The organism is Janthinobacterium sp. C22, assembly GCF_057919405.1.
In genome coordinates, this window is the sequence record NZ_CP193659.1 from 6,568,017 (window position 1) to 6,586,747 (window position 18,731).

Here is an 18,731-nt window from a genome sequence, read left to right on the forward strand (position 1 = left end):
GCCGTTACGATTGCTGCCGGCTGCACACGCGTCCTTTGCGCCTCTTGCGCAAGTTCCATGTACCGGCAGGTTTTTTGATAACCCACCGCAGGGTTTGTGCACTATGCACACTCGCACCCTGGCGGCATGGAGAAACACATGACCGAACTCGAATTCAAATCGCTGGCCCAGCAAAGCTACAACCGCATCCCCCTGATCGCGGAAGCGTTCGCCGACCTGGAAACCCCGCTCACCCTGTACCTGAAACTGGCACAGGCCCAACACGGTGGCAAGAACACCTTCCTGCTCGAATCCGTCGTCGGCGGCGAACGCTTCGGCCGCTACTCCTTCATCGGCTTGCCCGCCACGACCGTGCTGCGCAGCTACGGCAAACGCACCGAAATCGTCAAGAACGGCACCGTGATCGAGGAACACGAAGGCAATCCGCTCGACTTCATCGAACAGTTCCAGTCGCGCTTCAAGGTCGCCCTGCGCCCCGGCATGCCGCGCTTCTGCGGCGGCCTGGCCGGCTACTTCGGCTACGACACCGTGCGCCACATCGAGAAAAAGCTGGCCGGCGGCGCGCCGAAAGATGACTTGAAGCTGCCCGACATCCAGCTGATGGTGACGGAAGAACTGGCCGTCATCGACAACCTGTCCGGCAAGCTGTACCTGATCGTCTACGCCGACACGACGCAGCCCGAATCGTTTTCGAAAGCACAGCAGCGCCTGAAGGACTTGCGCATGATGCTGCGCCGCGGTGTCGATGCGCCCGTCACCAGCGCTTCCGTGCGCACGGAAACCATCCGCGATTTCTCCAAGGAAGATTACCTGAAGGCGGTCGCCAAGGCGCATGAATACGTGATGGCGGGCGACCTGATGCAGGTGCAGATCGGCCAGCGCATCCGCAAGCCATATGTCGATTCGCCGCTGACCCTGTACCGCTCCTTGCGTTCGCTCAATCCATCGCCGTATATGTACTTCTATAATTTCGGCGACATGCAGATCATCGGCGCCTCGCCCGAGATTTTGGTGCGCAACGAAACGACGGCCGATGGCGGCAAGAAAGTCACCTTGCGTCCGATTGCCGGCACGCGTCCGCGCGGCGCCACGCCCGAGCGCGACGCCGAGCTGTCGGCCGAACTGCTGGCCGATCCGAAAGAGATCGCCGAGCACGTGATGCTGATCGACCTGGCGCGCAACGACATCGGCCGCATCGCGGAAACGGGCAGCGTGCAAGTGACCGACCGCATGGTCATCGAAAAGTATTCGCATGTGCAGCACATCGTCTCGAACGTGGAAGGCACCCTCAAGGAGGGCCTGTCGAACCTGGACGTGCTGCGCGCGACCTTCCCCGCCGGCACCCTGACGGGCGCGCCGAAAGTGCGCGCCATGGAAGTGATCGACGAACTGGAAATCACCAAGCGCGGCATCTATGGCGGCGCCTGCGGCTACCTGTCGTTTGGCGGCGAAATGGATGTGGCGATCGCCATCCGCACGGGCGTGGTCAAGGACGGCATGCTGTACGTGCAGGCCGCGGCCGGTATCGTGGCCGACTCCATTCCTGAAATGGAATGGCAGGAAACCGAAAACAAGGCGCGCGCCGTGCTGCGCGCCGCCGAACAAGTGCAAGATGGCCTGGATGGAGGGTTTTAAGATGCTGCTAATGATCGACAACTACGACTCCTTCACCTACAACATCGTGCAGTATTTCGGCGAATTGGGCGAAGACGTGCGGGTCTACCGCAACGATGAAATCACGATCGCACAGATCGAGGCGCTGAATCCGGACCGCATCTGCATCTCGCCCGGCCCGAAAGCACCGGCACAGGCGGGCATTTCGGTGGAAGTGCTCAAGCACTTCGCCGGCAAGAAGCCGATACTGGGCGTGTGCCTGGGCCACCAGGCCATCGGCGATGCGTTTGGCGGCAAGGTCATCCGCGCCAAGCAAGTCATGCACGGCAAGACTTCCCTCATCGCGCATACGGGCGTGGGCGTTTTCAAAGGCATGCCCAGCCCCTTCACAGTGATCCGCTACCACTCTTTGGCGATCGAACGCGCCTCGCTGCCTTCCTGCCTGGAAGTGACGGCGTGGACGGACGACGGCGAAATCATGGGCGTGCGCCACCGGGAATACGATATCGAGGGGGTGCAGTTCCACCCCGAATCGATCCTCTCGGAACACGGCCACGCCCTGCTGAAGAATTTCCTCGAGCGCTGATCCCATGCGCACGCCCCGACGTGCCATCAGTGTCCTCCTGCGCCATCATTGAAGAAGGAAGCATCATGCCGATCACCCCACAAGAAGCCCTGCTGCGCTGCATCGAACACCGCGAGATCTTTCACGACGAAATGCTGTACCTGTTCCGCCAGATCATGTCCGGCGAAATGTCCCCCACCATGATCGCGGCCCTCACCATGGGTTTACGCGTGAAGAAGGAAACCATCGGCGAAATCGCCGCCGCCGCGCAAGTGATGCGCGAGTTTTCCACCAAGGTGCCCATGGCCGACACCACCAACCTGCTCGACATCGTCGGCACGGGCGGCGACGGCGCGCACACGTTCAATATTTCCACCGCCTCGATGTTCGTGGCGGCAGCAGCTGGCGCGCGCGTGGCCAAGCATGGCGGGCGCAGCGTCTCGTCCTCGTCCGGCAGCGCCGACGTGCTCGATTCCTTGGGCGTCAACATCAACCTGCAGCCCGAGCAGATCGCCCAGTCGATCGCGCAGACGGGCATCGGCTTCATGTACGCGCCGAACCACCATGCGGCCATGAAGCATGCGGCGCCCGTGCGCAAGGAACTCGGCGTGCGCACGATCTTCAATATCCTCGGGCCGCTGACGAATCCGGCCGGCGCGCCGAATATCCTGATGGGCGTGTTCCACGCCGACCTGGTCGGCATCCGTGCGCGTGCTGCAGCGCCTGGGCGCGCAGCATGCGATCGTCGTGTATGGCCGCGACAATATGGATGAAGTCTCGCTGGGCGCGGCCACCATGGTGGGCGAATTGATCAACGGCGAAATCCGCGAATATGAAATCCATCCCGAAGACTTCGGCATGTCGATGATCGCCAGCCGCAACCTGAAGGTGGCCGATTCCATCGAATCGAAGGCGAAGATGATGGAAGCGCTGCGCGGCGAGCCTGGTGCCGCCGCCGACATCGTCGCCCTGAATGCGGGCACGGCGCTGTACGCGGCCGGCGTGGCCAGCTCGATCGAAGACGGCCTGGCGCGCGCGCGCCGCCGTCAGCTCGGGCGCCGCGCTGGCGAAACTCGATCAATTCGTGCAGGTGACGCAGCAACTGGGCACCCCGGCACAAGCGTAAGCCTGCGCCCTCCTTTATAGAATAGCGACCATCATGTCCGACATACTCGATAAAATCCTGGCCGTGAAAGCCGATGAAGTGGCCAAGGCCAAAGCCCGCCGCAGCCTGGCCAGCCTGCGCGGCGACGTGGAAAGCGACGGCGCCCTGCGCGCCGGCCTGCGCGGCTTTGAAGCAAGCCTGCGCCAGCACATCGCGGACGGCAAGCCCGGCATCATCGCCGAAGTCAAAAAGGCATCGCCGTCGAAAGGCGTGATCCGCGCCGACTTCCGCCCGGCTGATATCGCCGCCAGCTATGCCCAACACGGCGCGGCCTGCCTGTCCGTGCTGACGGACGAACAGTTCTTCCAGGGATCCGCCGATTATCTGCGGCAGGCGCGTGCCGCCTGCGCCATTCCCGTGCTGCGCAAGGATTTCATGGTCGACATGTACCAGATCTATGAAGCGCGCGCCATAGGCGCCGACTGCATCCTGCTGATCGTCGCGGCGCTCGACCATGGCCTGATGGCGGAGATGGAAGCGTGCGCCCACGAACTGGGCATGGGTGTGCTGATCGAAAGCCACGACGGCGAGGAGCTGACGGCGGCATTGAAACTCAAGAGCGCACTGATCGGCATCAACAACCGCAACCTGCGCACGTTCGAGACGTCGCTGGAAACGACACTCGGCCTGCTGCCGCGCATCCCGCAGGACAAATTGATCATCACGGAATCGGGCATCCACAGCACGGCCGACGTGCAACGCATGCGCGACGCACACATCCACAGCTTCCTCGTGGGCGAAGCGTTCATGCGCGCACCCGACCCCGGCGTGGAACTGGAACGCCTGTTCAGTTAAACCATGGTAGGCTGGCAGTCATGAGAAACGCGATCGCCATCCTTGCCGCCGCCGTCCTGCTGTCGGCTTGCCAGACTGCGCCCCCGACAGCGGAGCGCACTGTCCCTCGTACGCCGGCCGCGCTACAGCTTGCCGCCAGCATCGACGCCTACAAGTCGCTGGTGGCGCAACAGATCATGGCGGCCAACGCAGAATATACGTTCAGCGGACGCCTGCCGCCCATGCTGCCGGCCATCGTCGTGCTCGACCTGAGCGTGGGCCCGGACGGCGAGCTGAAAAGCGTGCACGTGCACCGTTCGCGCGACGGCGACGCATCGGCCGCGGCGCTGGCCGCCGTGCGGCGCGTGCAGGTCCTCTTTCCTCCAGCCGCACACCTGATGCGCCGCCACGCCAAGACTTTCGATTTCTCCGAAACCTTCCTCTTCAACGAGCAGTACCGCTTCCAGCTGCGGACCCTGTCCGGTCCTCAGTAAACACGCAAGCATCGAGTTCGATGCGGTCGCGTCCCCGCTCCTTGGCCAGATACAGGGCCGCATCGGCGCGCGACAACAGCTGTTCCAGCCCTTCCACCACCGATGCCTGGCAAGCGACGCCGATGCTGACCGTACACGATGGCAGCCCCGCATGACTGGGCTCGCGCAGCAAGGCACGGATGCGTTCGGCCACGCCCAGCGCGTTATGCGCCGGCATGTCCGGCATCAGCACGACGAACTCCTCGCCGCCGAAACGCGCGACGCAATCCGATTCGCGCAAGGCGCCGCCAATGACGGTAGCCACATGCGCCAGCACCTGGTCGCCCACCGCATGACCGTGGCGGTCATTGATCAATTTGAAGTAATCGAGGTCGATGCTGAGCAGTGTCAGCGGCAGGCGGCGGCGCCGCAGATTGCCGATTTCGCGCGCATAGGCGTCGCCGAAGCCGCGCCGGTTCAGCACCTGCGTGAGCGGATCATGGGTCGAGCGGCGCTCCAGTATCTGCTGCAGGCGCCGCGTCGCCACCGTCATGAAGCCCACCGTCAGCAGCAGCGCCATGAAATTGGCGACCGCCAGATAGATGCCGGCCGGCGTGCCGGCCACCGCCAGGTTCACGCTGGCGCCGCCATGCAGCAAGGCCGACACGCCGCGCGCCAGCACCACGACGGCTTGCATCAGCATCAGCGCGGCAAAGAAAAACTCGAGAAATGGCGCTCGCCGTGGCGCCACACCAGTTGCACCTGGCGCGCATAAAACAGGAAGACCAGCAGGGAGAAGACCGCCACACGCGCCGAGAAGTCGGGGTGCGCCAGCAGCCACCAGCTATTGCCGGCAATGGCCAGGGCAAGTATCAGCAGATAGGCGCGGCGACTGGGCGCCAGGCCAAAGAATTTCTCCGTGCCCAGCATCGACAGGCCGATGCCGGCCACCAGCGCCGCGTTGGCCGCGATCGTGGACAATGCCGGCGGCAGCACCTCGCGGGTGCCGAACAGCAGGGACGCGCACACCAGCAGCAGCAAACCGGCCGCCCAATGCCCCAGGCCATGCACCTCGCGCCGGAAACTGCGATACACCGAGAACATGACGATGCTCATCGCCCCGCACATCAGGGTCGTCATCAGCATAATCGTTGGAGGATCGAGGGTTTGCACGTTGAGCGTGATCTAAAAGAATCAATTTGGCAATTTTAGTTTAGTTAAAGAAAAATTAGTTCATTTGCAGTAAATTTTGAGGGCAAGCGCCAGTGTCGGCGGATGAGTTGTAGTGAGAAATTGCTGCTTGAAATAGAAAACCGGCCAGTGACGGCCGGTTTTCTGTCTTACTGCACGATAAACAGCATCATGCCGCGCTAGGACGCTTCGGCCCCGTGGCTTTCTTTGGGGCCGGCAGCAGGGTCAAGCTGACGCCCGGCACGCGATCGCCCTGCAGCACGGCGGTGAATGTCATCAGCTCGTCGCGACGGAAGGCGTGAATGGCCACCTTGGCGCCGACGGCGTAACGGCCCAGCAAGGTGTCCAGGTTCGCCGGGTTGCCCGTCACGCGCAAGCCATCGACGGCCACCAGCACGTCGCCCGCCGACAGGCCAGCCACGTGGGCGGCGCCGCCCTGGTGCACCTGCGCCAGTTTGGCGTCGGTGCCATCGCGGCCCAGGTTGACGTCCAGGCTGGCTTTTTCCGCCTTGCGCGCGTCGCTGTATTTCACGCCGAACGGCGCCAGCAGGCGCGCCAGCGGCACGTCGTCCGTGCCGCGGATGTAGCGCTCGAAGAACGGCTTCATGCGCGTGCCGGAGACCTCGTCGAACAGGGCTTCGACTTCGGCCGGCGTCACGCCGCGCGCTTTACCCTTGTAGAAATCGCGGCCATAGCGCTGCCACAGCGCCTGCATCACGTCGTCCAGCGACTTTGCGCCATTCGTCTTGGTGCGCAGCGTCAGGTCGAAGGCCAGCGCGATCAGCGAACCCTTGGTGTAGTAGCTGACGATGGCGTTCGGCGCGTTTTCATCCTGGCGATAGTACTTGCCCCAGGCGTCGAAGCTGGAATCGGCCACACTTTGCTTGGTACGGCCGCTGCCGCGCAAGACGCTGTTGACGGTCTTGCCCAGCAATTTGAAATAGGCCGCCTCGTCGATCAGGCCAGCGCGCACCAGCATCAGATCGTCGTAATAGCTGGTGAAGCCTTCGAACAGCCACAGCAGCGGCGAATAGCTTTCCGCCTGCAGGTTGTACGGCGCAAAGGCGGCCGGCTTGATGCGCTTGACGTTCCAGGTGTGGAAGTACTCGTGGCTGCACAGGCCCAGGAATTTCAGGTAGCCGTCGCCGATCTCGGTGCTGGTCGACGCCGTCGTCGGCAGGTCGGCGCGCGCGCAGATCAGCGCCGTCGAGGCGCGGTGTTCGAGGCCGCCGTAACCGTCGCCGACGGCCATGGTCATGAATACATAGCGGTCCATCGGCGCTTTCTTCGTCTTCGGCTCGAAGAAGGCGATCTGCGTTTCGCAGATGGCTTTCAGGTCGCGGCACAAACGCGGCAAGTCCAGGTTAGGCACCTTGCCCGTGACGACGATATCGTGCGGCACGCCATATGCGGTGAAGGTGGCCAGCGCGAAGTCGCCCATTTCCACCGGGTGGTCGATCAGCTCATCGTAGTTGGCTGCCTGGTAGCTGCCGAAGCCATAGCGCTTGGCCTTCAGTTCCGGCAGGGTGGTGGCGACTCGCCAGGTCTTGCAGGCCGCATCCTTGGGCTGCACGATGTGCACTTCATGGGCGTCGGATTCCTGGCCCAGCACGCGCAGGAATACGCTGGTGCCGTTGAAGAAGCCGTGATTCTGGTCCAGGTGGGCGGCGCGCACGGAAAGGTCCCAGGCATAGACGTCGTATTCGACCGTCAACGGGCCCTTGCACGGGGCGGCTTGCCACGAGTGCTTGTCCAATTTGGCCAGCGCCACGGCCTTGCCCTCGGACTCGGCGCGGATGCTGACGATATTGCGCGAAAATTCGCGGATCATGTAGCTGCCCGGGATCCAGGCCGGCAAGGCAAACACCTGGCCGATGGCGGCCGGCGACTTGACGGTCAACGTCACCTTGAACATGTGGCCGGCCAGGTCGGCTGCGGCGATGCTGTAGATGATGCCGGCGACCGGCGTGGTTTTCACTGCGGTTTTCACTGCGGTTTTCGCCGCGGCTTTGCTTGTGGCTTTGCCGCTTGCCTTGGCTCCCGCCTTGGCGGTGATTTTTTGAATCGGTGCTTTCTTCATGTTTTCCTCGTGTCTGGCATGGATGTTCTACAATCGCCCGGGCGCGCCAGGCACCGGCGACAAATCGTCAGGTGTATCAATATCGCGCAAGATGCCGCCGTCGTCCACTGTCACTTCGCATACGGCATGGCTGTTGACGATGCTGCGCGCGCCCTGGTCGCCATCGAGCGCCAGCAGCAGCGGCAAGTGAAAGGTACTGAACGCGACAGGATTGCCGCGCCGTCCCTGGAACACGGGCACGGCGATGCGCGCGCCATCGCCGATGGCGTGCGACAAGGCGGCGATTGTAGCCGCTTCCACGAAAGGCATGTCGCCCAGCGCGATCAGCCAGCCCGGCGCGCCCCGCACGTGATCAATGGCGCAGGTGAGCGAGGCGGCCATGCCCGTGTCGGCGTCATGGCAGACGCGCACCTCGCAGCCCAGCGCGCCGAGCACGCGCGCCACCTGCGTATCGTCGGCACGCACCACGGCCAGCACGCGCGGCAGGGCCGCCAGCATGTTCCTGGCCGCCGCCACTACCACGGGCAAGCCCGCATGCGGGCCTTCGGCCAGCGGCTGCAATAATTTGTTCTGTACGCCGGAAGGGTCGAACCTGCGTCCCCTTCCGGCTGCCAGCAAGATGCCGACCGTGCTCAAAAACCGCTGCCGTCATGCGGCCGCCAGATCGAACGGCAGCTTGCGCAGGCGCTTGCCCGTCAGGGCGAACAGCGCATTGGCGAATGCGGGCGCCAGCGGCGGCACGCCCGGCTCGCCCATGCCCGTCGGCGCGTCGCCCGACGGCACCAGTGCACCTCGATCACCGGCATGTCGGGCATGCGCGGCACCGGGTAGTCGCCGAAGTTCTGCTGCTCCACCACGCCATCCTTGAGCGTGATGGCCGCGCCGGGGATGGTCATGCCCAGCGCCATCAGCGCGGCGCCCTGTACTTGCGCCTCGATCGTCAAGGGGTTGACGGCCAGGTTGCAATGCACGCCCGCCCATACCGTGCAGCTTGGGCGCGCCTTCGACCACGGAGGCCGTCAACACGTAGGCGACCACGGAGTTGAACGACTCGTGCATGGCCACGCCCCAGGCCTGCCCTTTCGGCAGCTTCTTCCTGCCATAGCCGGACTTGGCCACGGCCAGGTCCAGCGCGGCGAGGTGGCGCGTGTGCTTGGCGTCGATCAGCTGCCTGCGGTAGGCGACGGGGTCCATCTTCGCCACGTGCGCCGCTTCATCGATCAGGGTTTCCATGACAAAGGCCGTATGCGTCGAGCCGACGGAGCGCCACCACAGCACGGGCACGTTGGCCTTGGCCGTGTGCACGGACAGTTTCATCGGCAGGGTATACGGCTCGCCCATGCCTTCGACCATGGTGCCGTCGACGCCATTTTTCACCATGAAGGCTTCGAACGGCGTGCCGGCCATGATGGACTGGCCCACGATGGTGTGGTCCCAGGCGAGGATCTTGCCCTTGGCGTCGAGGCCGATCTGCGCGCGGTGCACATGCGACGGCCGGTAGTAGCCGCCCTTGATGTCATCCTCGCGGCTCCACATCAGCTTTAACGGACCGCTCTTGCCCGCAGCCCGGTATGCCTTGGCCACGTTGACGGCTTCGACCACGTAGTCGGACGAGGGCACGGCGCGCCGGCCGAAGCCGCCGCCCGCCATCATCGTGTGCAGGGTCACCTGCTCCGGTTTCAGGCCGGACGTGGCGGCAATCGCCGCCTGGTCGCCCGTCTGGAATTGCGAACCGACCCACATCGTGCATTTGTCGGCCTGCAGGTCGACGACGCAGTTGAGCGGTTCCATCGGCGCATGCGCCAGGTAGGGAAATTCATAGACGGCTTCGATCTTTTTCGGCGCCTTGGCCAGTGCGGCGACATCGAATGCGCGCGCCACCGTGCCCGGCGTTTTCGCCAGCGCCTTGAAAGCGGCCAGTTGCTTGTCGCTGCTGACCTTTTCCACGGCGCTGCTATCCCACTCGATCACCAGCGCATCGCGCCCCTGCTTGGCGGGCCAGTAACCGTCGGCGATGACGGCCACGCCGCTGCCGCCACGGTCCGTCTTCACTTCCAATACTTCCAATACGCCCTTGATCGCCTTGGCCTTGCTGGCGTCGAATTTCGCCACTTTCGCGCCAAACACGGGCGGGCGCGCCACCATGGCCACCTTCGCGCCGGGCGGTTTGAAGTCGATGCCGAACTGCTGTTTTCCCGTGGACTTGGCGGCCGCGTCCAGGCGTTTCACGGGCTTGCCGATGATGGAAAATTCGCGCGGGTCCTTCAGCTTGACGGTGGCGGGCACGCTCTGGCGCATGGCCGCGTCGGCAAACTCGCCATACGTCGCCTTTTGTCCGCCGGGACCATACAGCACGCCCTTGGCGGCCCGTATCTGGTCGGGATTGACTTTCCACTGCGCGGCGGCGGCGCCCACCAGCATGGCGCGCGCCTTGGCGCCGATTTCGCGGTACTGCGTAAACGAATGGGCGATGCTGCCGGAACCGCCCGTCATCTGCATGCCGTAGGCGGCATCCTTGTACTGCTCGCCGGCCGGCGCCAGCGCGCCGTGCACCAGGCTCCAGTCGGCGTCGAGTTCCTCGGCGATCAGCATGGGCAAGCTCGTTTGCACGCCCTGGCCGAATTCCAGCCGGTTCACCTGCACCGTCACCGTGTTATCGGGGGCGATGTGCAGGAAGGCGTTCGGCGCATACACGGGCTTGGCGGGGGCGGCATCGGCCGCCTGCGCCAGCTTGCCCGCGCCGGGCAGGAAAAAGCCCAGCATCAAGCCGCCGCCCGCCGCCGCGCCTGCCTTCATGAAACCGCGCCGCGAGACGCCATCGGCCACCGGAGCCGATGCCAGCGCCGCGCCCAGGGTCACGCCACCGTGCTGCAATGCTTCCTGATTCAACCATTCGATACGCATGTCGCTCTCCTCAGGCCAGGGTCTTGGCCGCGTCCTTGATGGCTGCGCGGATCCGTTGATAGGTGCCGCAGCGGCAGATGTTGCCGCTCATGGCGCCGTCGATGTCGGCATCGCTGGGCGACTTGTTGGTGCGCAGCAGCGCCGTCGCGCTCATCACCTGGCCGCTCTGACAGTAGCCGCATTGCGGCACGTCGTGGCGCACCCATGCCGCCTGCACGGCCTTGCCCACCTGGTCGTTTTCCATCGCTTCGATGGTGGTGATCTTTTGCGCGCCCACCGAGGAAATCGGCGTGATGCACGAGCGGATCGGCTGGCCATCGAGGTGCACCGTGCAGGCGCCGCACAGGGCCGCGCCGCAACCGAACTTGGTGCCCGTCATGTTCAGGTTATCGCGCAGCGCCCACAGGATGGGCGTGGAAGGATCGGCGTCGACCTGCGTGTCGCGTCCGTTGATATTCAAGGTAATCATCTGCTGCTTCCCCTTTTTGGATTGTTATGGCGTCTACAAACAACACTTGATGATACGACAGCGGAAAAAAACGCAAAAAAGCGCGCCTTGCGAGGGCGCGCCGTCCAGCCTTCCTGGCGACAGCCCGGATTACTTAATGGTCGAGAATTTCTGTTCCAGCGTTTTCGCATCGACAGCGCCTGGAATGCGGCTGCCGTCGGCAAAGAAGATGGCTGGCGTGCCCGAGACGCGCAGCTGCTGGCCCAGGGCGAGGATTTTTTCATGCGGATTGGCGCAATTGGCGGCGACCGTGGCTGGTGCCTTGCCGTTCAACATCCAGTCATCCCAGGCCTTGTTGCGGTCCGGCGCGCACCACACATTGCGCGACTTGACGATGGAGTCCGGCGACAGGATGTTGTACATGAAGGTGTAGACGGTGACGTTGTCGATCTCCTTCAGCGCGTTCTGGCGGAAGCGCTTGCAGTAGCCGCAGTTCGGATCTTCGAACACGGCGATCACGCGCTTGCCATTGCCCTTGACGGTTTTCATGGCCGAGTCGAGCGGCAGGTCGGAGAACTTGATGCGGTTGACTTCGTCCAGGCGCACCTTGGTCAGGTCTTGCGAAGTCTTGGCGTCGAAGACGTGGCCGACGAACAGGTACTGCGCGTTCTTGTCCGTGTACAGGATGTCGCCGCCCGTGCGCACTTCATACAGGCCGCCGTACGGGGTTTCCTTGACCGAGTCCACCTTGGCGCCTTCGCCCAGACGCGGCTCGATCAGCTTCTTGATGCTCGCTTCCGTCGGCGTTTCCGCGCCGGCGCACGACATCATCAGGCCCGAGGCCAGTACCAATGCGATTCTGCTCATTTTGATCACTATCACTTCTCCACTTGACACGCCTGGCGGGACTGGACTCTGGTCCGGCGGCGATCTTTTAACAAAACGATCGCCGCAGACCAGCTGCGGCGACCTTGAATTTTCACTGCTGCCATTATCCGGCGATATCTTAAGATACGCTGATATTTACGGATGTCCCAATGCGTGCGAGATCATTTTTCGCTTCAGGGCCGGTAATTTATCCAGCAAGTTTAATCCCAAATTGCGAACCACGCGCAACGGCTCCAGATCGGCGCCAAATAACCGCGCCAGACCATCGGTGGCCAGCTGCATCAGCAGCACGTCTTCCTTGCGCGCGCGGGCATAGCGGGCCAGCACGCGTTCGTCGCCGATGCCGCGGTGCGCTTCGCGTTCGCCGATCGTCTTGACCAGCTGCGCCACGTCGGCAAAGCCCAGGTTCATGCCGTGGCCGGCCATCGGATGGACCACGTGGGCGGCGTCGCCGACCAAAGCCACGCGCGGCGCCACCATGGCGTGCGGGCGCATCAGGGTCAGGGGAAACGCGCGCACCAGTTCCGGCTGCAAGGGCGTCAGCTTGCCCAGCTTGTCGTGGCAGTACGCGGCCAGGCGCGCGGCCAGGGCGTCGGCCGGTTCGGACATCAGGGTATCGGCCAGCGCATCGGGCGCCGACCAGACCAGCGAGACGCGCTCGCCCGGCAGCGGCAGCAGCGCGACGATGCCTTCGCTGCCCGTAAACCACTGGTGGGCCGCGCCATGGTGCGGCTTTTCGCAGGCGAAGTTGCTGACCACGCCCCGCTGGCCGTAGGAGCGGTAATCGAGGCCGATGTCGCACTGGCCCCGCACCCACGACTGGGCGCCGTCGGCGCCCACCACCAGCGCGCAGGTGATGGTGTCGCCGCCGTCGAGGTGCACGATGGCCGAATCATTCGTCCATTCCAGACGGCTGGCACGGCCCTGCAGCACGCTGACGTTCGGCGCGAATTTCAGGGCGGCGTCCAGCGCCTGGCCCAGGTTACGGTCTTCGATGATCCACGCCAGTGCGCCCACATGCGCGCCGTAGGCGTCGAAACCGAGTCCGCCCGCCTGCGCGCCGTCGCCGTTGACCAGCATGGCGTCGACGGGCGCCACCCTGTCAGCCTCCAGGGCGCCCCATACCTTCAGCGACGACAGCAACTGGTGCGCCGTGTGATTGAGCGCATACACGCGCACATCCCAGCTGGCTTCGACCGGCTTGGCGGCAGAAGTGGATGTGGATGCGGGCGGACTCACGGGGGATAACAGGGTGACGCTTTGTCCTGCCTGGGCAAACGCCAGCGCCGTGGTTTTCGCGATGGCGCCATTGCCGACGATGCAAACGTCGCTGTGGCTGTGCATGAAGCGCCGCATGGTGGGGGAGTGGGACTGTTCATGCGGTCATTATAGCGTTTGCCCCACCCTTTTCAGCTAGTCCGGAAGTACAGAACGCATGCCCCAGGTCAAGCGGCGCCATGAAACACGGGCAGCACGTATTCGCCGATCTCCTGCATCGTCTCGGCCAGCGGGCGGCGGTTATGCCGCAGCTGCAGGCCGATATGCCGCACGCCGGCCGCGCGCATGGCGTGCAGCTCGGCGATCAGTCCATCGCGCCCCGCGCGCCCGCCGAAGCGGAAGCGCTGCAGCGGCAAGGTCGGATCGTCATCCAGGTCCAGGTGGATGAAGCTGACATACGGCTTGTCGCCGCCGGGCATGGTCTTCCGGCGTGCCCGGATAGGCGAGCCAGCCATCCATCTGCGCGCCTATCCAGGCCGGCGTTTGCTGCGCCAGCCCCGCCACCAGCAGCGGCAACGGCGCAGCCGGCTTGGGCAGCAGGCGGATGCCGGGCGGCAGGCGCATATCTCCCCAGTCGCGCAGCATGGCGACCTGCTCGCGGAAGGCGGCGCCGCGCTGATCGAAGTCGCGGCCGAAGACGGGATACTCGACGGGCCGGTCGCCGCTGGCCACGCCCAGCAGCAGGCGTCCGCCGCTCAACTGGTCGACGCTGGCCGCCGCTTTTAAAGTCAGCACCGGTTCGCGCAGCGGCAGCACCACGGCGGCCGTGCCCAGCAAGATGTTCTCGGTGATGCCGGCCAAATAGCCCAGATACGTAAATACCTCGAAAACCTGGGCCGCGTCGCCGAACGAGGGATCGTACAGGGGCACGTCGCGCAGCCACAGGGCCCGAAAACCCAGGCGGTCGGCCAACTTTGCCAGCGCCGCATGCTGTTGCAGATCAGGTTCGCCCGGCTCGCGGCTGGAGGCCGCATTCGCCTGGCGCCCCGTGGATGACCAGTCATTGTCGAGCGGCAATTCCAGGCCGATACTGAAACCGCCCTGTCCCAGCTTCGTCATGGCGCCCATGTCAATCCCACTGCGGCGCCAGGCCGTCCGGGTTGGCCAGGCGCTCGCCCCGTTCCAGGGTGGCCATCTGCGCCATCTCGTCCGGCGACAGGGTGATGCGCTGGAAATGCAGGTTCGCTTCCAGGTTGGCGCGCCTGGTCGACGACGGAATCACGGCAAAGCCCTGCTGCAGCGACCAGCTCAAGGCCACTTGCGCCGGCGTCACGCCATGTCTTGCTGCGATGGCCGCGATCGCGGGGTCCGCCATCACCTTGCCGTACGCGAGCGGCATATAGGCCGTGATGTGGATGCCCTGGCTGCGCGCGAAATCGACGACCTTGCGGTTTTGCAGGAAGGGGTGGATCTCGACCTGCTGCGTGGCGATTTCCCTGGCGCCCACCGTATCGATGGCTTGCCGCAGCTGCGCATTCGTGAAATTCGATACGCCGATGGCCCTGGTCAGCCCCTGCGCCTTGGCGTCAAGCAGCGCCGCCATGTACTCGGCCACGGAAATCGCATCTTGCGGCGACGGCCAGTGGATCAGCGTCAAATCCAGCTGCTCCAGCCGCAGCTTGTGCAGGCTGTCTTTTAAACTGGGAATCAGCTTGTCGCGCTGCAGATTGTCGATCCAGATCTTGGTCGTGACGAACAGTGCGTCGCGCGGAACGGCGCTGGCCGCGATCGCCTGGCCCACTTCGGCTTCGTTGCCGTAGATTTGCGCCGTATCGATATGACGGTAGCCGACGTCGAGGCCCGTCGTGACGGAATCGATGACGACCTGGCCCTGCAGGCGGAAGGTGCCCAGACCGATTTCAGGGATGGCGGTGTGTTGGGTAGTGGCGTGCATGCGGTAATCCTCTCAAGTCAGTAACGATGGCCACACTATGCGCCCTTCCTTTATTGAGAAAAATACCGTTTATATCAAATCATATTTGATCTGCGAGCAACTAAAGCGATACCTATGCAGTAAATCAAGGAAAAGTCGCAGCCGGCTCTTGCATTCCCGTTTTGGTCTGCTATAATTCGCCACCTTGGCCTGGTAGCTCAGTCGGTAGAGCAGAGGATTGAAAATCCTTGTGTCGGTGGTTCGATTCCGCCCCGGGCCACCAAGAATTCGTTTTACATTCAAAAACGCCACCTTCGGGTGGCGTTTTTGTTTGTGGACTGCGCCAATTCACCGCAGCATCCCCCTATTCCGGCCGCATGCCGGCATCCTCCCCTCATCCGATACGGTATTTCCCCTCCAGCGCATGGCCCGGCAGCCTGACGCGAGACACCAGTACCGGCAGATATTCCCCATGGGAAGCATGTTAAAATTAAATAAACATTAATACCGGCATCAAGGATGATGAGAATGAAAAAATGGCTCTTGCTGGCTGCCACCAGCGCACTTGCCGGTATGGGCACGGCACAGGCCACGCAAGTGGCAGAGCAAGTGAAAAGCCCATCGAGCGCAACGCCTCAGGAACAGAAGAGTGCCGTCCCGCACAGGCCATGGGAACGAAAGGTGGAGGGGGAGAAATTTTCCATGGAGATGCTCGACAGCGACCGCCTCGATCCGGCGTATCCAGGCTTGCCGCTGGGCGCGGTCATCGAGGCAGTCAAAAAATTTGTGCGCGAGAAAAAGGGGGAGTTTGAATCGACGGCTGACTACAAGCGCAGAATGGCGGCAGCGCTGAACGAAAAAGTGGTGGCGGATTCGAGCTTGAATGATGCACTGGCCTTTGTTGTTTCCGTCAAAAAAGACGGAGCCTATTCCGTTGGCATTGGGTACGATTTCAATGCGGATACGGGAAAAGTGAAGCTGTATGTCTTTCCCCGCACACGAGACTTGAATGGCATCGGCGCGCCTGACTATGACATCAACAAGCCTTCCTATAAAGGACTGGACCTGTTTGACTTGAGTTCCAAATTGAACTCGAAAGGCCGTTATAAAGGACGCAGCACCTATCGCGGCTACTATCCCATTGAAGAAACGTACACATCCACGATGGGCGTTGCCGTCAATCGCATCCCATTCCTGGATATTGACCGGGGCTACACCCAATACATAAAACCTGCATTCCAGTTTACGCTGGAAAATGCCGTCGCGGCAAAAGAACTGCCGGTCTTGAAGGCGATGGTCGTGATGCAGCTGGCATCGCCTTACATTGCCTACGACTTCGAGTCGTCCGATTCAACACCACAACAAATCGACGTGACTACGACAGATAGAGTATTTCTTACTGGGAATATCTTGGGCATCGTTTTTTACTCCGGCATCACTGGCGAAATCCTGGGGCGATTACCAGCGTCATTTGGCCTGCCTGCTGCCAGGCAAGCCACGAATGAGAGAAGCGCGCCCGCAGCGCAGTAATGGCAACTGGCCATATGCCCGCCTAGCCTTGCATCTCCCCGCGCCTTGCTTGCGCCGGGTAACAAAATTTGCCGCGCCAATAAAAACGCCAACCTTCGGGTTGGCGTTTTTATTGAGTCGAGCAAGGCTGCCGGCTGCGGCCAGCCCCATCGTTCTTACCACATCAGATCATCGGGAATCTGGAACGCCGCATACGGATCGTCCTCGTCCACTTGCGTGCTGGCCTGTTTCACGCGCACGACGATGGCGGGGTCGCGTTCGGCGATCTTGTCGGCGATGATGCGCGGCACCAGTTCCACGGCGCCGCCCAGGCAGACGATCACCAGGCGGCCCGCCACCAGATGGGCCTGCACGGCGGCCGTCACGTAGATGCGCTCGATCTTGTTGTTGAACGTGAAGTTGTACGGCACGTCGCCGTGGTTGCCCTTGCTCTGGCGGTTCTTTTGCACCATTTGCGCGATCTGCGCCACGATGGCCTTCTGGTTGGCGGCCGCATCGCGCTGGGCGTTCAGCTCGCGCGCGCGTTCCGCGTTCTTGCGCTGGGTCTCGAGCGCGGCCAGACGCACCTCGTCGACGCTTTGCGTGCCGCTCTTGCGCTCGTCCTTTTTTGCTTGCTCTTGTCCTGGTTGGCCAGTTTGACCTTCTTCTTGTCGACCAGGCCGGCCTTTAAAAACTGCTCTTGCAACGAGACCATAACTACTCCGTATTGAGGGTGCGCCCGGCCAAGGCAGCGGCATCGGCCGGTGGAAAGACGCTAGCATAGCAAAAAAGGGGCCGCTGCCGCCGCAACATGGCTGCCTTGGCCAGCGGGCAGGCACTTGACAACGGCCAGTAACAAAAAGAAACACTCGAGTGGAAATTTTGTTGATAAATGTCATATAGTTAGTTACGTTTTGCATATCGGCAGTTGTCTGCCGCTTGCACGTCCCCTTCCACTGACTGCGTCTACAAGGATTTGCCATGAAACAATTAATCGCCCTATGCATCGCCGCCGCGTTTGCCAGCACCGCCTTTGCCGCCGCACCGGAAGCGGCGCCCGCCGCCAAGACGGCGCAACAGTCGAAGATGACCACCTGCAATGCGGATGCCGCCGGCAAGAAAGGCGATGAGCGCAAGACCTTCATGAAGGAATGCCTGAGCGCCAAGCCGGCGCCGGCCATGACGCAGCAAAACAAGATGAAAACGTGCAATGCCGACGCCAAGGACATGAAGGGCGACGCCCGCAAGGCGTTCATGAAAGAATGCCTGAGCGCGCCCAAGAAATAAGCGCCGCTTCGACGCGCCTGCATGCGCTTCGCTGCACAACGCCAGCCGAAAGGCTGGCTTTTTTCGCCGGCAACACGCCGCCACGCATGCAACCATGTTTAATGATCAAGATGACATGGAGAAAGATAGCGCGTAGTATTTAATCAACCTACAGCTCAGTACGGTTATACGGCATTCTGGAGAAAGGACGGCAGCGTGGCGGCGTCGAACGATCTCGCACACTGGCGCGGTCAGGTCTTTACCCGCCTGTTGCAGGCGGTGCTGCTGCTTGGCGTCGTCACGGCCATTCCCAGCGCGCTGCTGGCAGCGAGCGAAGCGATCTGGTCCATCGTCGCCCTCGACTTGCTGGCCATCGGCTGGATCGGCGCCATCTGGCATAGTCGCGCCCTGTCCTACCGCTGGCGCGTGTGGCAATTCCTGATCGTCGCCTACCTGGTGGGCGTGGGCCTGCTGCTGAAAATCGGCCCCGTCAGCCAGATCTACATGATGCTCATGCCCGTGCTGGCGGCACTGCTGCTGGGCATGCGGCCCGCCTTGTCGACCCTGGTCCTGACTACGCTGACCATCTTTTCCTCGGTCTGCATCCCGACGTCGCCCTGCGCCTGCCGGGCACGCCCGATTCTCCCGTGCTGCGCGCGCTGATCGTGGCCCTGAACTTCCTGTTTATCGCCGCCGTGCTGAC

General features: G+C 62.9%; 15 protein-coding genes, 1 tRNA gene and 4 pseudogenes. 9 read left to right on the top strand and 11 right to left on the bottom strand.

Features of this window, described 5'->3' with window-relative positions; genetic code table 11:
* Positions 1-138 precede the first annotated feature (138 nt).
* The 5 genes and pseudogenes from trpE to ACRHIG_RS30885 all read left to right on the top strand — a co-directional run bounded on the left by trpE (position 139) and on the right by ACRHIG_RS30885 (position 4,612).
* A complete protein-coding gene (trpE, locus tag ACRHIG_RS30865) occupies positions 139-1,635 on the top strand; it encodes an anthranilate synthase component I (protein WP_475414552.1) in 1,497 nt (498 codons plus the stop codon).
* Position 1,636: 1 nt separating this feature from the next.
* Positions 1,637-2,200 carry an aminodeoxychorismate/anthranilate synthase component II gene (locus ACRHIG_RS30870; protein WP_475414551.1) on the top strand — a complete coding sequence of 188 codons (564 nt, stop codon included), beginning with the start codon at positions 1,637-1,639 and terminating at the stop codon, positions 2,198-2,200.
* Positions 2,201-2,265: 65 nt separating this feature from the next.
* Positions 2,266-3,305 (top strand): annotated as a pseudogene (gene trpD, locus ACRHIG_RS30875) (anthranilate phosphoribosyltransferase).
* A 33-nt stretch (positions 3,306-3,338) separates the two neighbouring features.
* On the top strand, positions 3,339-4,139 hold the full coding sequence (trpC, locus tag ACRHIG_RS30880) for an indole-3-glycerol phosphate synthase TrpC (protein WP_489628955.1): 801 nt from the start codon (positions 3,339-3,341) through the stop codon (positions 4,137-4,139).
* Positions 4,140-4,159: 20 nt separating this feature from the next.
* Complete coding sequence (locus ACRHIG_RS30885) at positions 4,160-4,612, top strand: hypothetical protein (protein ID WP_489628956.1); 453 nt, start codon at positions 4,160-4,162, stop codon at positions 4,610-4,612.
* Here the strand turns inward: ACRHIG_RS30885 and ACRHIG_RS30890 are convergent.
* The 10 genes and pseudogenes from ACRHIG_RS30890 to dkgB all read right to left on the bottom strand — a co-directional run bounded on the left by ACRHIG_RS30890 (position 4,563) and on the right by dkgB (position 15,274).
* Positions 4,563-5,294 (bottom strand): GGDEF domain-containing protein, encoded by a 732-nt coding sequence (locus ACRHIG_RS30890; protein WP_489628957.1) that lies wholly within the window; start codon positions 5,292-5,294, stop codon positions 4,563-4,565. The genes ACRHIG_RS30885 and ACRHIG_RS30890 overlap by 50 nt on opposite strands.
* A complete protein-coding gene (locus ACRHIG_RS30895; protein WP_489628958.1) occupies positions 5,294-5,731 on the bottom strand; it encodes a hypothetical protein in 438 nt (145 codons plus the stop codon). Before ACRHIG_RS30895 ends, ACRHIG_RS30890 begins: the two co-directional genes overlap by 1 nt.
* A gap of 220 nt (positions 5,732-5,951) precedes the next feature.
* The gene (locus tag ACRHIG_RS30900; RefSeq protein WP_489628959.1) at positions 5,952-7,862 is read right to left on the bottom strand and encodes a M61 family metallopeptidase; all 1,911 of its coding nucleotides are present in this window, start codon (positions 7,860-7,862) and stop codon (positions 5,952-5,954) included.
* A gap of 27 nt (positions 7,863-7,889) precedes the next feature.
* The gene (locus ACRHIG_RS30905; protein ID WP_489628960.1) at positions 7,890-8,498 is read right to left on the bottom strand and encodes a nucleotidyltransferase family protein; all 609 of its coding nucleotides are present in this window, start codon (positions 8,496-8,498) and stop codon (positions 7,890-7,892) included.
* 12 nt (positions 8,499-8,510) lie between these two features.
* Positions 8,511-10,766, bottom strand: a pseudogene (locus ACRHIG_RS30910) (xanthine dehydrogenase family protein molybdopterin-binding subunit).
* Between the two features lie 10 nt (positions 10,767-10,776).
* Entirely contained in the window at positions 10,777-11,235 is a 459-nt protein-coding gene (locus ACRHIG_RS30915; RefSeq protein WP_070292451.1) for a (2Fe-2S)-binding protein, read from the bottom strand.
* 129 nt (positions 11,236-11,364) lie between these two features.
* A complete protein-coding gene (locus ACRHIG_RS30920) occupies positions 11,365-12,081 on the bottom strand; it encodes a DsbC family protein (RefSeq protein ID WP_475414543.1) in 717 nt (238 codons plus the stop codon).
* Between the two features lie 156 nt (positions 12,082-12,237).
* Positions 12,238-13,446, bottom strand: a complete 1,209-nt coding sequence (locus ACRHIG_RS30925; RefSeq protein WP_489628961.1) for an FAD-dependent monooxygenase — start codon at positions 13,444-13,446, stop codon at positions 12,238-12,240.
* Between the two features lie 101 nt (positions 13,447-13,547).
* Positions 13,548-14,448: pseudogene (locus ACRHIG_RS30930) on the bottom strand (TIGR03571 family LLM class oxidoreductase).
* A 1-nt stretch (position 14,449) separates the two neighbouring features.
* Entirely contained in the window at positions 14,450-15,274 is an 825-nt protein-coding gene (dkgB, locus tag ACRHIG_RS30935; protein WP_489628962.1) for a 2,5-didehydrogluconate reductase DkgB, read from the bottom strand.
* A 186-nt stretch (positions 15,275-15,460) separates the two neighbouring features.
* Here dkgB and ACRHIG_RS30940 point away from each other — a divergent pair.
* Positions 15,461-15,536 (top strand) — tRNA-Phe (locus ACRHIG_RS30940).
* 245 nt (positions 15,537-15,781) lie between these two features.
* On the top strand, positions 15,782-16,783 hold the full coding sequence (locus ACRHIG_RS30945; RefSeq protein WP_489628963.1) for a hypothetical protein: 1,002 nt from the start codon (positions 15,782-15,784) through the stop codon (positions 16,781-16,783).
* A gap of 155 nt (positions 16,784-16,938) precedes the next feature.
* Here ACRHIG_RS30945 and ACRHIG_RS30950 read toward each other — a convergent pair.
* A pseudogene (locus ACRHIG_RS30950) lies at positions 16,939-17,477 on the bottom strand (DUF2058 domain-containing protein).
* A 266-nt stretch (positions 17,478-17,743) separates the two neighbouring features.
* On the opposite strand from ACRHIG_RS30950, the gene ACRHIG_RS30955 reads away from it, so the two are divergent.
* Together ACRHIG_RS30955 and ACRHIG_RS30960 are read left to right on the top strand one after the other, a co-directional pair.
* Positions 17,744-18,049, top strand: coding sequence for a PsiF family protein (locus tag ACRHIG_RS30955; protein WP_071079602.1), 306 nt, complete (start codon positions 17,744-17,746; stop codon positions 18,047-18,049).
* A 195-nt stretch (positions 18,050-18,244) separates the two neighbouring features.
* Positions 18,245-18,691 (top strand): hypothetical protein, encoded by a 447-nt coding sequence (locus tag ACRHIG_RS30960; RefSeq protein WP_489628964.1) that lies wholly within the window; start codon positions 18,245-18,247, stop codon positions 18,689-18,691.
* The last annotated feature ends 40 nt before the right edge of the window (positions 18,692-18,731 follow it).